The organism is Synechococcus sp. UW179A (genome assembly GCF_900473965.1).
Taxonomy (GTDB): Bacteria; Cyanobacteriota; Cyanobacteriia; order PCC-6307; family Cyanobiaceae; genus Synechococcus_C.
Map to the genome: position 1 here is coordinate 1 of NZ_UCNJ01000028.1, position 14,095 is coordinate 14,095.

At 58.6% G+C, this 14,095-nt stretch carries 14 protein-coding genes; 11 read left to right on the forward strand and 3 right to left on the reverse strand.

Features of this window, described 5'->3' with window-relative positions; all coding sequences use genetic code 11:
- Positions 1 to 1,130, forward strand: a 1,130-nt coding sequence (locus tag DXY31_RS13540) for a SufD family Fe-S cluster assembly protein (RefSeq protein WP_114994279.1), incomplete at its 5' end; no start/stop codon positions are given.
- Positions 1,127 to 2,395, forward strand: coding sequence for a SufS family cysteine desulfurase (locus tag DXY31_RS13545; protein WP_114994280.1), 1,269 nt, complete (start codon positions 1,127 to 1,129; stop codon positions 2,393 to 2,395). The genes DXY31_RS13540 and DXY31_RS13545, both read left to right, overlap by 4 nt.
- 101 nt (positions 2,396 to 2,496) lie before the next feature.
- Here the strand turns inward: DXY31_RS13545 and DXY31_RS13550 are convergent, their stop codons facing one another.
- Complete coding sequence (locus DXY31_RS13550) at positions 2,497 to 3,915, reverse strand: sodium/glutamate symporter (protein ID WP_114994281.1); 1,419 nt, start codon at positions 3,913 to 3,915, stop codon at positions 2,497 to 2,499.
- A 101-nt stretch (positions 3,916 to 4,016) separates the two neighbouring features.
- Here DXY31_RS13550 and mtnA point away from each other — a divergent pair, with 101 nt between their 5' ends.
- Together mtnA and DXY31_RS13560 are read left to right on the forward strand one after the other, a co-directional pair.
- Positions 4,017 to 5,129 carry an S-methyl-5-thioribose-1-phosphate isomerase gene (gene mtnA / locus DXY31_RS13555; protein WP_114994334.1) on the forward strand — a complete coding sequence of 371 codons (1,113 nt, stop codon included), beginning with the start codon at positions 4,017 to 4,019 and terminating at the stop codon, positions 5,127 to 5,129.
- On the forward strand, positions 5,116 to 5,796 hold the full coding sequence (locus tag DXY31_RS13560) for a class II aldolase/adducin family protein (protein ID WP_244279807.1): 681 nt from the start codon (positions 5,116 to 5,118) through the stop codon (positions 5,794 to 5,796). The genes mtnA and DXY31_RS13560 overlap by 14 nt, the downstream gene beginning before the upstream one ends.
- On the opposite strand, the gene DXY31_RS13565 is transcribed toward DXY31_RS13560, so the two are convergent.
- Complete coding sequence (locus DXY31_RS13565; RefSeq protein ID WP_114994335.1) at positions 5,781 to 7,694, reverse strand: prolyl oligopeptidase family serine peptidase; 1,914 nt, start codon at positions 7,692 to 7,694, stop codon at positions 5,781 to 5,783. The genes DXY31_RS13560 and DXY31_RS13565 overlap by 16 nt on opposite strands.
- A 66-nt stretch (positions 7,695 to 7,760) precedes the next feature.
- On the opposite strand from DXY31_RS13565, the gene def reads away from it, so the two are divergent.
- The 5 genes from def to DXY31_RS17100 all read left to right on the forward strand — a co-directional run bounded on the left by def (position 7,761) and on the right by DXY31_RS17100 (position 9,752).
- Positions 7,761 to 8,366, forward strand: coding sequence for a peptide deformylase (gene def, locus DXY31_RS13570; RefSeq protein WP_114994337.1), 606 nt, complete (start codon positions 7,761 to 7,763; stop codon positions 8,364 to 8,366).
- Between the two features lie 4 nt (positions 8,367 to 8,370).
- A complete protein-coding gene (locus DXY31_RS13575) occupies positions 8,371 to 8,568 on the forward strand; it encodes a hypothetical protein (protein ID WP_066910887.1) in 198 nt (65 codons plus the stop codon).
- A 57-nt stretch (positions 8,569 to 8,625) separates the two neighbouring features.
- Complete coding sequence (locus DXY31_RS13580; RefSeq protein WP_114994282.1) at positions 8,626 to 9,243, forward strand: DUF3747 domain-containing protein; 618 nt, start codon at positions 8,626 to 8,628, stop codon at positions 9,241 to 9,243.
- 44 nt (positions 9,244 to 9,287) lie between these two features.
- On the forward strand, positions 9,288 to 9,458 hold the full coding sequence (gene rpsU / locus DXY31_RS13585; RefSeq protein ID WP_006043142.1) for a 30S ribosomal protein S21: 171 nt from the start codon (positions 9,288 to 9,290) through the stop codon (positions 9,456 to 9,458).
- A 150-nt stretch (positions 9,459 to 9,608) separates the two neighbouring features.
- Positions 9,609 to 9,752 carry a hypothetical protein gene (locus tag DXY31_RS17100; protein WP_170953714.1) on the forward strand — a complete coding sequence of 48 codons (144 nt, stop codon included), beginning with the start codon at positions 9,609 to 9,611 and terminating at the stop codon, positions 9,750 to 9,752.
- A gap of 31 nt (positions 9,753 to 9,783) precedes the next feature.
- Here DXY31_RS17100 and DXY31_RS13590 read toward each other — a convergent pair whose 3' ends face one another.
- Positions 9,784 to 11,334: a YifB family Mg chelatase-like AAA ATPase gene (locus tag DXY31_RS13590; protein WP_114994338.1), complete on the reverse strand. Its 1,551-nt coding sequence runs from the start codon at positions 11,332 to 11,334 to the stop codon at positions 9,784 to 9,786.
- A gap of 70 nt (positions 11,335 to 11,404) precedes the next feature.
- On the opposite strand from DXY31_RS13590, the gene DXY31_RS13595 reads away from it, so the two are divergent.
- Together DXY31_RS13595 and DXY31_RS13600 are read left to right on the forward strand one after the other, a co-directional pair.
- A complete protein-coding gene (locus DXY31_RS13595) occupies positions 11,405 to 11,746 on the forward strand; it encodes a histidine triad nucleotide-binding protein (RefSeq protein WP_114994283.1) in 342 nt (113 codons plus the stop codon).
- Between the two features lie 51 nt (positions 11,747 to 11,797).
- A complete protein-coding gene (locus tag DXY31_RS13600) occupies positions 11,798 to 14,089 on the forward strand; it encodes an ABC transporter ATP-binding protein/permease (protein WP_244279809.1) in 2,292 nt (763 codons plus the stop codon).
- Positions 14,090 to 14,095: the final 6 nt, after the last annotated feature.

Here is a 14,095-nt window from a genome sequence, read left to right on the forward strand (position 1 = left end):
CCACCCGTCGACAGGAAGCCTGGCGACTCACGGACCTCAAACGCCTTGAGGCCGTGGCCACGCTTCCTGAGGTCAGGGAGACTCCGGACTTCAGGATGCCTGCGGTCGCTGATGGGGTGACGCGGCTCGTCTTGGGAGGTCAGACGGATCCGCTGCACGGAGTCACTCTTCCGGAGGGGGTGACCTCACTCACCGATGCCGAGCTCACGGATCACCTTGGCCATAGCCTGGATCACTGCGGCTGTGCCGAAGCCTGGCCTGTTCAGTTCAATCACGCTCACAGCCGGCACGTCCTCGCTCTTCGGGTTTGCGGCAAGGTCCCTCCTCTAGAACTTGTGTTCGCCACCGGTGTTGGACTGACTGCCACCAGGGTGTTGTTGCTGCTGGAGTCGAGTGCGGAGCTGGAGCTGTTGCAGGTTTTTCCTGCAGAGGGTTCTCCGCCTGATGTGCAGCGAGCTCATAGCCACGTATTGGAAGTTCAACTCGGACAAGACGCCTGCTTGTGTCACGGTGTTCTCGCAAGTGGTTCTGGCAACGCATCGTTGATGGTGCATCTGGCTATCGAGCAGGAGCCAAGCAGTCACTACGGGCTGACGAGCGTTTGCAGAGGCTGGTGTTTCGGAAGGCTTGAACCGCGAGTGCTGCAACTGGAGGGGCAGGCCACCACAGGAATCCATGGCCTGTCGATGACAACGGCCGACGAACAATTCGCGACGCACAGCAGCATGCGTTTCGGTGGTCCTGAGGGTGAGCTTGATCAGCTGCAGAAAGCTGTTGCGGCTGATCGTTCCCACAGCATTTTCAACGGCGCTATTCAGGTGCCTAGACCGGCGCAGCGAACCGATGCAGCTCAGCTCAGCCGCAGTTTGCTGCTTTCACGGCGCGCGCGCGTGGACGCCAAGCCTGAGTTGGAAATCATTGCTGACGATGTGAAGTGCGCACACGGCGCCACCGTCAGCCAACTTCAGCAGGAGGAACTTTTTTACCTTCGTAGTCGTGGAGTTGACGGCGACGATGCAGCTGCATTGCTACTGAGGGGTTTCTGCTGCGAAGTGGTGGATCGTCTACCAGCAGCGGCAAAGGCCTGGATGGCCTCTGGAGCGATCGCTGACCCCTCTCGACCCCTATGACCACACTTTCTCGTGATACCGGCGTCTCTCTAGCGGAACGGACCCGTTCAGATTTCCCGATCCTGGATCAGCGATCGTCCCAGGGCGGTCCTCTGATCTATCTCGACCATGCCGCCACCAGCCAGAAACCTCAGGTAGTGCTTGACGCCTTGCAGGCTTATTACGCCTGTGACAACGCCAACGTTCATCGAGGAGCACATCAGCTCAGCGCCAGGGCAACCGAGGCCTTTGAAGCGGCCCGCTCCATCACCGCTTCCTATGTGGGTGCGGCCGGCCCGCAGGAGATCGTGTTCACCCGAAACGCCACCGAAGGCATCAATCTGGTGGCACGCAGCTGGGGCAACGCCAATCTGCGTGAAGGTGATGAGATCCTGCTCACGTTGATGGAGCACCACAGCAACTTGGTGCCCTGGCAATTGCTATCGCAGAGAACCGGTTGTGTGCTGCGTCATGTGGGAATCACCGAAACAGGAGAGCTCGATCTTGATGACTTCCATTCCAAGCTGACTGATCGCACAAGGCTGGTCAGCCTTGTGCACATCAGCAACACGCTGGGTTGCCGCAATCCTCTTGATCTGGTCATCCCAGCTGCTCATGCTGCCGGAGCCCTGGTGTTGGTGGATGCGTGCCAGAGCCTTGCCCATCACCCCATGTCGGTCAAGTCTCTCGATGCTGATTTTCTTGTGGGTTCATCGCATAAGCTTTGCGGCCCAACAGGGATGGGATTCCTGTGGGCGAGGGAAGCTCTATTGGACTCGATGCCGCCCTTCCTCGGCGGCGGAGAAATGATTCAGGATGTCTATCTGGATCACAGCACCTGGGCGAACCTTCCGTACAAGTTCGAGGCCGGAACGCCCGCCATCGGAGAGGCCGTTGGGATGGGTGCAGCACTCACCTATCTCGAACAGATCGGACTTGAGAACATCGCCGCCTGGGAGGCGGAACTCACCCGGCATCTGTTCAATCGCCTGCAGGCGATTGATGGTCTTCGCATCCTTGGACCCACACCTCAGCAACAGCCTGGTCGTGCTGCCCTCGCCACCTTCCTCGTGGATGGGGTCCATGCCAATGACATCGCGGCCATGATCGATCTCGCGGGGATCTGCATTCGTAGTGGACATCACTGTTGTCAACCACTGCACCGCCACTACGAAGTCACCGGTTCCGCCCGCGCCAGCCTCAGCTTCATCACAACGCTGGCGGAGATTGATCGTTTCGCCGATGAGCTTCAGGGTGTGATCGATTTTTTCCGGGAGAACGGCTAAAGCCCTTTCCCCGCCTCCTGCTCTTTGCTCTCTGCCTAGAGCCAGCTGCATATCGCTGAGACAGCTATCTCGCTGGGATGGGCAATGGCTCTCTGGAGTGATCAGCGCCTGCGAGTTTGACGGCCGAGCCGTAGGCCGAGTAGCAGGGAGGCTAGGGTGAGCAACAGCGCCACAGCGTTGAATCGGGGCAGTCCCCAGCTGATGATCATCAGTGGGGCAATGGCTGTGATCAGTCCTCCCCCGAGGAATGGTTCGAACAGCAACTGCTTGAACGAGAACGCCTCCAAGGCACGACTGCTTCCGAAGGGATCCGCCATGCGCAGCAGCAGTAGTCCTGTTGCTGTGACACCGGTGCCCTGGCCGAAGTCGGCGATGCCTCGTTCGCACCAGTGATCGCTGAAAATGCGTGGAGCCAGCCAAAGAAAGGCGCACACGTTCCAGGTCAGCCCCACCAGGGCAAGTGCGATAAAGGGCAGCCAGTTCTCTTCAAGCAAGGGGAGATTGAGGCTGGCCATGGCCGCGGTGATCAATAAATCCATGGAGAGGGATCCGATGCTGGCTTGGGCCACGGGCGACACGAGTGAGGTCTGGCGGCTGCGTTGCAGCAGCACCTGCACAATCAGTCCTCCCACCATCGCGAGGGGAAAGACGGGAATTGCGGTGATCAGACGGGATGTTTCGACACTTCCCGTCAGGGAGCCGAAAAGCGTGAGCCCCGCCTTCAACAGGAGGCCGAGTCCTACGGCCCCGCCAGCCAGGGCCATGTTGACCGTCAGAGCGTCGATCGTGATCGAGGCTGACGAGTCTGCGTCAATCGTTCCTGATGCTGTCTCCAGAGCTAGGCGTTCGTCGGCTGACATCGGATCGTCGTCGGCCATTCGTCGCAAAAGCGATGACGCCTTTGTGGGACCTTCGTTCGTTGGCTCCACTGATAGCCAACGCCGCCTGCGACCGATGACGACCAGGGTGCTGCCCAGTATCACTGCGGTGAGCACACCCACTGTGGCCATGGCCAAGCCCAGGGTTTCGCCTGAGGCCAGACCCAGTTCACGGAAGGTGGGTCCCATGCCGGCTGCAGTGCCATGGCCACCTTCAAAGCCCACTTCGATCAGCGCTGCCATCAATGGATTGGTGCCCAACAGGGGCTGCAGCACCGCCATCACCAGCAGGCCTCCGACCAGATACTGGCCAAAGCCCAGAACCATGCCAAAGGCTGTTTGGCCAGCGGCCCGGTTCCAGATCACACCAGGGCTTGGGAGCTGTTGACCAAGGAACAAGGTGGCGAAGACCAGGGAGATCAGCACGCCGGGTGTCTCGCTCCAGACTTGGTAAACCTGTTCAGGGAACAACTTCCATGGTCCGAATGGGCCGATTAGCAGGCCAAGAAGGCCTGCCACGAGTGCCTCAGGAATCCCCAGGCTGCGTAGCCAGCGCAGGCGCTGACGCAGGGCCATTCCCACAAGCAGCAACAGGCTGAGCCCTGCGAAGGCCACCAGAACATCGAACAGTTGCATCCTCATTGCTGTGTGCCAATTGATGGAACGATGCCATCTCGGACAGTGCTTTGTTCGTGATGGCGATCGGACAGGCAGATTGGCCCAGGTCTATCCACTCGATCCGGATGAACATTGACGGCCAGGCCTGGCGCACCATCGGATTGGAACCGGACGGCCTCTCGGTCTGGGTGATTGATCAGACCCAGTTGCCCCATCGCTTTGAGACCCGCACCCTCAGCAGCTGTGAGCAGGCGGCTACTGCCATCAGCACCATGGTGGTCCGCGGCGCTCCGCTGATCGGGGTGACCGGTGCCTATGGCCTGATGTTGGCTTTGCAAAATGACGCCAGTGATGCAGCCCTTGCAGAGGCGTTTAAAGATCTCAATGCCACGCGCCCCACTGCGGTGAATCTGCGCTGGGCGCTGGAGCGTGTGCGTGATCGTGTGTTGCCTCTGCCTCCGGCGCAACGGGCCGCAGCTGCATGCGAGGAGGCCGGTTTGATCGCTGACGAAGACGTGGCTATGTGCTCAGCCATCGGCGACCACGGCCTGGAGCTTTTCCAGAGGCTCGCGGCGGCTAGGCCAGAAGCGCGTCAGAGCCGGCCTTTTCAGGTGTTGACCCACTGCAATGCTGGTTGGCTTGCCACGGTTGACTGGGGTACGGCGTTAGCCCCGATCTACAAGGCCCGACGCGCCGGTCTTGATCTTCATGTCTGGGTGGATGAGACCCGACCCCGCAACCAGGGTGCATCGCTCACGGCCTACGAGCTCGGCCGAGAAGGCGTTCCCCACACCGTGATCGTTGACAACGCCGGAGGTCATCTGATGCAGAACGGTGAAGTGGATGCGGTGATCGTCGGAACGGATCGCACCACCCGCCGTGGAGATGTCTGCAACAAGATCGGGACCTATCTGAAGGCCCTGGCGGCCCATGACAACGCGGTGCCCTTCTATGTGGCACTCCCCGCATCAACCATCGACTGGAGCCTGGATGACGGGGTGGCGGAAATTCCGATTGAAGCTCGATCTCCCCGGGAGGTCACGGCGATTCAGGGTCGCCTGCTGGATGGACCAACTGCAGGGACGCTGGCTCAGGTGCAGCTCACACCCCAGGGAAGTGATGGCTTCAACCCCGCCTTTGATGTGACCCCTGCCCGACTGGTCACTGCGCTGATCACTGATCGTGGTGTTGCTGATGCCAGTGAGGAGGGGCTGAAGAGCCTGTATGGCTGTGGCTGATCGCTTGGATGATCAGGAGCTGCGCCATCAGTTGGTGACCGTGGCACGCCGAATGAATGGAACCGGCCTCAACCAGGGCACGTCCGGAAATCTCTCGGTACGGATTGAGGAAGGACTTCTGGTGACTCCCAGTTCACTGCCCTATGAACAGATGGAGGTTGGTGATCTGGTGGCACTGGATCTGAGAGGACAACCCTTGAAGGAGAAACAGCGGCGACCGTCGTCGGAATGGCGCCTGCATGCGGATGTGCTCAGCTGCCGCCCTGAAGCGATGGCTGTGCTGCATTGCCACCCCATTCATGCCACAGCACTGGCCTGCCATGACCGCGGCATTCCTGCATTTCACTACATGGTTGCGGTGGCCGGCGGTGATGAGATCCAGTGTGCTCCTTACGCCACCTTCGGGACCAAGGAACTCTCCGAGAACGTGGTGAATGCTCTCGCCCAACGCAGCGCCTGTTTGCTGGCCAGGCACGGGATGGTCACGCTGGGGAAGGATCTGGAGTCCGCATTGCGGGTGGCGGTTGAGGTGGAGACCCTGGCGCGCATGTATCTGCAGGCTCTGCAGTTGGGGGAGCCCCCGCTGCTCTCCACGCAACAAATGCAAGCTGTGCATGCCCAGTTCCGCGGTCTTCATTACGGACAGGCCGATCAGAGTCCGAGGTGACGACGGAAGAAACACTCCGTTGCTTCCAGCACCTGCACCTTGACATCACTGTCACGGAATCCATGACCTTCTTCCGCAAAGGTCTGTACCTCGACAGGCAGGCCGTTGTTGCTCAGTGCAGCGGCCATGCGTTCCGTTTGCTCCGGCACTACCACCTTGTCCTGTAGACCCTGGAAAAAGATCACTGGGCAGCTCATGGATTGTGCATGCTGGAGCGGTGAGCGCTCTTCGTAGCGGGCTCGATCTTCAGGCCAGGCCCCTACAAGCGAGTCGAGATAGCGAGCTTCAAAGCGGTGCGTCTCCGAAGCCAGAGATGTGAGGTCGCTCACGGCGTATCGGCATGCTCCTGCCCGGAACACATTGGTGAAGCAGAGGCAAGCCAGGGTGGTGAATCCACCGGCGCTGCCCCCTTCAATGGCGATTTTTTGGGGATCGGCATGGCCGGCCTCGACAAGAGCCATGGCTGCCGCTGCGCAGTCTTTCACGTCCACCACCCCCCAGCTGCCGTTCAGCCTTTCCCGGTAAGCCCGACCAAACCCGGTGGATCCTCCATAATTCACATCCACTACCCCCCAGCCGCGGGTGGTCCAGAACTGGATGCCAAGGCTGAGGCCGCGGCGAGCCATAGCAGTTGGTCCGCTGTGGCTTTTCACAAGTAAGGGTGAATCGCTGCTGGCTCCACCGAGGGGCGGGTAATACCAGGCGTGAGTACGCAGGTCATCGGCGCCTACAAACCAGAATGGTTCGGCGCTGCTGACGGCGTCGTTCGGTAGCGCGGCCTCGCTGGCCGGCGTGTGCTGCCAATCGCCGCTGGCAAGCTCCAGCTCCAGCAGGCCCTGGCCGATACAGGAGCTGCTGGCGAGCACAACGGCCCGTCCTGCGTCGGCATGCAGATCGGCTAGATCATCGAAGGGCTGATCGATGCTGAGGATCGTTCCATCGCCTCTCAGCTGCTTCAGCTCCCAGCGACCTTCAGAGCAAACCGCTGCCAGCAGCTGCTCGCCATCCCAGGCACTGGTGCTCATGCCAAACACCCACTGGGGCATTGCGGTTTCCGCCTGCATGGGCCATTGACGCTCCCAGTTGTGCTTTCCGCTGGCGGGATCGCCAAGCCGCATGAGGTTCCACCAACCACTGCTGTCTTCAGCAACGACCAGGCTGTCGTCGGGTTGCCACAGCGGCTGAAACACGGAGATCGGCTGCTCGGCATCCGGTCGGCTTCCGGCCAGCGTTTGTACCTGCATCAGCTCCCCTTCTGATGTGAGAGTGGCGTGGCGAAGCTCGCTGGCATCCCAGGGCATAGCGGGCTGTCGCCATTCCACCCAGGCCAGCTGCTTTCCATCTGCGCTGAGCGCTGGATAGCCGACAAAATCATCGGCTGCGTGAAGCACCTGGGGATGTTGATCGCTCTGATTCAGGGCAACGCTCACCAGATGGTCACGACCGTTGCACTCCATCACTCCCAACCAAAGCAGCCGTGTCTGATCAATCAGGCCTCCTCCCAGGGCCCACTCGCCTGGTGCGCTGATGCGAATCGGTTGTGCTTCCGCTGTGAGGGCTGAGCAATTTTTACTGCCCAATCCACGCCAGGTCTGCTGCCAGAGACAGCCGTCGCCGTCGTCGATCCAGGTCAGTAACAGCTTGTCTGCTATCAGGGCCACGGCCATGGCCCCACCGCCGTATTCATGAATGCGGCAACGCAAATTAGCGGGGGCTGCCGTCAATTCCTTCGCTGGTTGATCGGTCTGATGCCAGGGGCGGATCATGGCCGTGGTCCGTCCTTTTTCCTGAGGTCGCTGCTCCAGCCAGAGCACCCAGTTGCCCAGAATCCGTGGTGTTTTCAGCACCGGTTGGCGTCCGAGGGCGGTCCTCGCGGACAGGGGCTGAGAACTGCTCATCGCTGCAATCCGATGCAAATGGGAGAACTGCCTAAGATCAGCACAGATTTGATTCAGGTTGAGACCTTGGCCAGGAGCTTCGCCCAGTTGGCACGATCCGCCGAGAAGACCAGTTCTTCAGTGGCTGTGCCGAAGAAGCCTCTGGATTCTCCGCCTCTTCACATTCACCAACTCGGTGACGAAGTTCTCAGGGTTGAAGGCCGCCGCGTCGGTAAAGTCGATGCGTCGGTGAGGGATCTGGCCAGAGACATGCTGCGCAGCATGTACACGGCCCGAGGCATCGGTTTGGCAGCTCCCCAAGTAGGGGTAGACAAACAGTTGCTGGTGATCGATCTCGATCCGGAAACACCGAGCACTCCACCTTTGGTGTTGATCAATCCCGAGATCGTCTCCGCCAGCGCAGGACTGGACACCTACGAAGAAGGCTGTCTGAGCATTCCAGGGGTTTATTTGGATGTGGTGAGACCCACTGCGGTGCAGGTGAGTTTCCGGGATGAGATGGGTCGACCGCGCACGATGAAGGCCGATGGTCTGATGGCTCGCTGTATCCAACACGAGATGGATCATCTCAATGGTGTGCTGTTCGTCGATCGGGTTACAGACAAAGGCGGACTGCTCAAAGAGCTCAAAGATCATGGTTTCCACTCCACCGACGTGCGCCCCGTCACTTGATCCCATGCCGATGAAACCCCTCGCAGGGCTGTTCCTGGCCCTTGCCTGTGTGCTCGGTATTGCTGCTACCGGAAGTGTTTTCGAGCTTGCTTATGGAGACCCGGATCTTGGCGTTACGCTCACCCGCTGGATCCTCGGGCTGACGCTTCCCGCCACGGTCGGGTCACTTCTGGTTGCGATTCGGCTCAACAAACCGGCCTGATCAGGGCAGCCGAAGCGCCTCGGCACTTTTACGATCCAGACACACTCTTCTGCTTCGATGGCCCGTATCCGGATCGCCGCTGCCGCTCTCACGGTTTTCGGTGCCACTGTCGCCACAGGACTGATGTCCTCGGTGCGCGCCCAGGGCTCCTTGTTCACCACCTCTGAGGTGGATGAAACCAAATTTGTTTTGGTTGCGGCTCCGATCGGCTCTGGCGAACGATCCCAGCTCAATATCTACGAGCAACGCACCAGTGCTCGTCCCTGCTACGCGGTGAGCGGCAGTGCGCCAGCCTCAGTTGATCCGTTGTTGGCAACCTTTGATTTCACGGGAATTTGTAATCGCTATATCGATGGCAATGGCTATTCGCTGCGCATCGGTGGCGACGATCTGGGAACGCGTTATCGCCTGTCGGTGATCAAGTCGGCGAACGATGTTCAGTTGATGGCGGTTCCAACTCGTAATCCATCGGAGCCCACTTTGCTGGTGGCTCGGGCAGGCGGCTTTGGCAACAATTTCGTCCAACTGAAGCTCGAGCCCGGCTGGCGGCTGATGCGCCGTCAATACGGAAAGCGCACCCTCGGTCATCTTTACGTGTACCGAGATGGCGTGCAGTCCGATTCAGGGAGCGCTGCTGAGACTGCTGTCCCTGACGAAACAGAACAGACCCCTTGAGGTCACTTGCTAAGTTAGTGCACTGGAAATCTCTTGCTTGTTGAATGACCCAGGTCACGGTCGGCGAAAACGAAGGCATCGAATCGGCGTTGCGTCGCTTCAAGCGTCAGGTCTCCAAAGCTGGAATCTTCGCTGACCTCAAGCGTCTGCGTCACCACGAAACACCAATCGAGAAGTACAAGCGCAAGGCTCAGCAGCGTCGCCGCCGTCGCTGAAGAAGCCCACCCGATGAGTTCTCAAACGGTTCATTGGGTGATTGGGGGAGTTTGAGAGTTCTTGGGAAAGGACTAAAAACCCGTATTTCGGCCTGTTGGCTTCCTCAGCGCTCCTGTCGAGACTGAACTCAGAGATGAGGAATCAACACAATGGGTCGCTCAATCAATGCATTCCGCTCCTGGATGGTGGAAACGCTTACCCATGCCATGGGAAATCCCAGAGAGGAGAAGATGACCATTCCTCCGGCCATTGGCCCACAGCCCTATCGGGATGATCCCAGGTCAGCTCGATGACAAGTTGAGACTGATGGTGCATGGTTTCTGGTCAGCTCCATGGCTCTGCAACATCAAAAGCTCTGAAACAAAGGGCAGAGGCCAGATTCTCAAGGGTCACCTGGTCATTGGCATGGAGGTCTGCCACTGTCCTGGCAACGCGCAGCAGACGCAGTCCGCTGCGCATGCTCAAACGTCGTGCGCGGATCACCTCCTCCCAATGGCTGATGGTTTCTGCCCCAAGCCGTCCATGACGCTGTAAGCCTTCGGCACTGAGTTCCCGATTGGTCACGCCATCTGGATTGCGCTGACGCATCCGCACCCGGGCGCGATGGATTGAGGCAGCGCTAAACGTCGGATCCTGTTGAGCAGAGTCTTCAGCCATGCTTTGTCGCAAACTGTTGGGTTCCGCTGGTTCGAGTTTCAACTGAAGATCCAGCCGGTCGAGCAGTGGTCCTGACAGACGCCCCCAGTAACGCCGACGTTTCAGCTCACTGCAGATGCAGCGGCGATCGCCTGACCAGCCGCATGGACAGGGATTGGCGGCAGCGACCAGGGTCACTTGGCTGGGGAAACGACAGCTGAGCCTTGCTCGACTCAGCCAGATCTCACCCTCTTCAAGCGGTTGGCGCAGCTGGTCGAGCACCGATCTGGGGAATTCGGTTAGTTCATCCAGGAAAAGCACTCCACCGTGGGCGAGGCTGAGTTCTCCTGGTCGGGGATTGGCACCTCCTCCAAGCAAGGCGACTGCTGTTGCGCTGTGGTGTGGGCTTCGAAAGGGGCGTTGCCTGATCAGCTGGCCTTTCCCACGGATGAGTCCGGCAATCGAATGCAGGCGGGTGATGTCCAGGGCTTCCTTCCTATCCAGAGGAGGAAGCAGAGATGGCAACTGATGGGCCAGAACGGTCTTGCCACATCCAGGTGGACCCACCAGCAGCAGGTGGTGGCCGCCAGCAGCAGCGATGGCGAGTCCCTGACGGGCGAGATCTTGTCCAGGAAGGTGGAGAAGTCTGTTGGTTGCTGGAGGCGCTGGAGCGCTCTGCAGAATGGCTTCCTGTTCCGACTGTCTGCAGCGTTGAGGCGCTTCATCTCGGTCACTGTGAAGACGCTCCACGAGCTCTCGAAGCGTGGTGGCGCTGCGGATTGCCAGGTCCTTCACCAGCGAGGCCTCTGCTGCATCATCTGCCGATATGGCAAGGGCGCGGGCCTGTTGCTCAGCTGCCTGGCAGGCTATGGCCAAGATTCCGCGGCAGGGCCTGATGCTGCCATCCAGTCCCAGCTCCCCGGCACACCAGAGTCCGTTGAGAACAGGTGCATCGAGTTGTCCACTCGCCACAAGCAAGGCCAGTGCGATGGGGAGGTCGAAGGCGGGACCTTCCTTGCGCAGGTCCGCAGGTGCCAGGTTCACCACCACCCGCACGAGAGGCCCGCGAAATCCACTGTTGCGTAGCGCGGCTCTCACACGTTCTCGCGACTCTTGGATGGCGGTATCCGGCAAGCCCACCAGCTGCAGGCCTGGTAATCCTGGCGCTAGATCCACCTCGACGGTCACAGGAATGGCGTCGAATCCGAGCAGGGATGCACTGAGGCAGCGTGCCAGCATTGGAATGATGAGTGGTGCATGGATCTGATGCCCTGCCTGTCCCATCACCTGCCCCCCCAGCACTAGTGCCATGGCCGAGGACACAATCTTTTCCCGCATCTTGCGGGGTGAGATTCCCTGCGACGAGGTCTACAACGATGAGCAATGCCTCGCCTTTCGTGACATCGCTCCCCAGGCTCCAGTACATGTGTTGGTGATCCCGCGTGAACCGATCCCGAGCCTTCAGGACGTCGGCGAAGAGCATGCTGCTCTGCTGGGACATTTGCTCCTGATCGCAGCCAGAGTGGCTAAGCAGGAGGGATTGAAGGACTGGCGAACGGTGATCAACAGTGGTGCCGCTGCAGGTCAGACAGTGTTTCACCTGCATGTGCATGTGATTGGAGGTCGTGCTCTGGATTGGCCCCCCGGTTAACCAACCGCCCAAAGCAACCTGTCGCCAGAATGATCAGAGGTGGTTGATTTCATGGCGTCCCTGCAGTCGTTTCGGGCCCAGCTGACGAGGCTGCGCAGGCTCTCTCAGCCGTATTTTCTGCCTTACACCGAGAGCAATGCCTGGCAGTTTGCATTACTGCTGCTGTCGTTGCTGTTTTGCGTTGCTGCAACGGTTCTGGGCCTCGTCTCAGGCCTGATGGCATTTTTGGGAGCCGTCTGGCCTCAGCTCACCTCCCAATATCTCGGTGGTGTGCAGGGGGCGATCACGTCGCTGTGGTCAAGGCCAATCATCGAGATCCTGTCATGGGGACAGCTCTTCCTTTTCATTTACCCGGTCGCGCTGCTCATCGCTCTTATTTCCCAGGAGCGGATTGGTCGAGGATTTCCAGTTAAGGCCTGGTTGTATTCCCCGAGCATTCTTTTGGCATGGGGTATTACGGCACTGTTCACCGTCTCTACTGTTTTTGGGCTGTTGGGATGGCTGGCCCCGACTGCGGTCACAGCGTCTTTCTCGGGGGTGGTGAATCCCCTGACACAAATTTGGTCAAGCTCGATCGAGTCCATTTCTCCCTGGATGAACAGCCTCGGGTTGGGTCTGCTCTGTTGGGGCCAGTTCATTCTTCTTCTGTTTGCATTAGGGCTCGGCTGTTTTATTACCTTTCGCTCGCGTTTGCGTCAGCGACGCTGGATCCCCTGGCTGATGCTCGGGGTAATCATTCTGATGCTGCTGTCTGTGAATGGAATCAATGCCGGCATCACCTTTATTGCCCGTGATTTAACCAACGCGCTGATTGCACGGAATCCAGAAGCCAGTTATCGCAATCTCTGGGTCTATGGCGTCTGCTTTATGGCGGCGCTGCCAATCCGCACCCTTCAGTATTACCTGACGGCCAAGCTGAGTTTGGTCTGGAGGGACTGGCTCACCCAGAGTTTGATCTCTGATTACCTCAAAGATCGAGCTTATTACATTCTGAATCCCAACGAAGGTTCAGGTGGTGATGTTGACAACCCTGATCAACGAATGGCCGATGACACCAAGGACTTCACGATTGAAGCATTGAGATTCACGCTGGATATTTTTGATTCGATTCTTAGTTTTTCTCTCAATATTGCCATTCTATGGAGTATCAGCGGCGAGCTAACAGTGGCTTTGTTGGCTTATGCGGGGGTGATGTCGGCCCTGATGATTTTCGCGGGACGAAAGCTTGTGGCGATCAATACCAATCAATTGCGATATGAGGCCGATTTTCGCTACGGCCTTGTGCACATTCGGAATAACGCTGAATCGATTGCCTTTTATTCCGGGGAGCCTGAGGAGTCGAGAGAAGTGGGTCAAAGATTGGGCACCGTGATCAAGAATTACGACCTTTTGATTATCTGGCAGGCTCTTTTGAAGATGGTGCAGCGATCGGGAATTTATGGAAGTAATTTTATCCCTTACTTGATTTTGCTCGCTCCAATCCTGGCGGGAAAAATGGATTACGGAAGTTTTGCTCAGGCGAATGTCGCCTACTCGCTGGTCGAAGGTTCTCTATTTTTCATTATTTACAACATCGAGTCTTTGGCTCGTTTCTCGGCTTCGGTTGGTCGTCTCGAGGGTTTCCAATCAAACATTTCCCATGTTGATCGTGATGAATACACCGACTTCTTCTCAGAGGTCACTCCGGCCAATTCAATTGTGCTCAAAGGTGCCGCTGTGAAGACCCCTTTTGCCGATCGTCTGCTGACTGAGAATCTGAATCTGAGCATCTCCAGCGGTCAGCGTCTGCTTGTGGTGGGACCATCCGGATGTGGCAAAACGTCTTTACTGCGTGTGATCAGCGGCCTTTGGGCCTCCCCCACCGGACAGGTTTCGACACCGGCAACTGGCGATCTGCTGTTCATTCCTCAGCGTCCATACATGACCCTGGGTTCACTGCGTGAACAGCTCTGCTACCCCCTTGATTGCGATCGCTTTAGCGATGAGCACCTTCAGGCCGTTCTTAAAGAAGTGCAGCTTCAGTCGGTGCTTGATCGCTACCCATCCTTCGATGTGAAGCAGGATTGGCCAAGGCTGCTTTCGTTGGGCGAGCAGCAAAGGCTCGCGTTTGCTCGTTTGTTGCTGAATGCTCCCAAAGTCGTTGTGCTGGATGAGGCCACTAGTGCTTTGGATGTTGGTACAGAGCGCTACCTCTACCAACTGCTGGTGGAGAGAGAGATGGCGGTCGTCAGTGTGGGGCACCGGCCCACACTGCGTGAGTTCCACGACACGGTTCTCGAGCTTGATGGCGAGGGAGGATGGCGTCTTCTCCCTGCGGCAAGCTATGAATTCGGCCGCGTTTGATCCCCG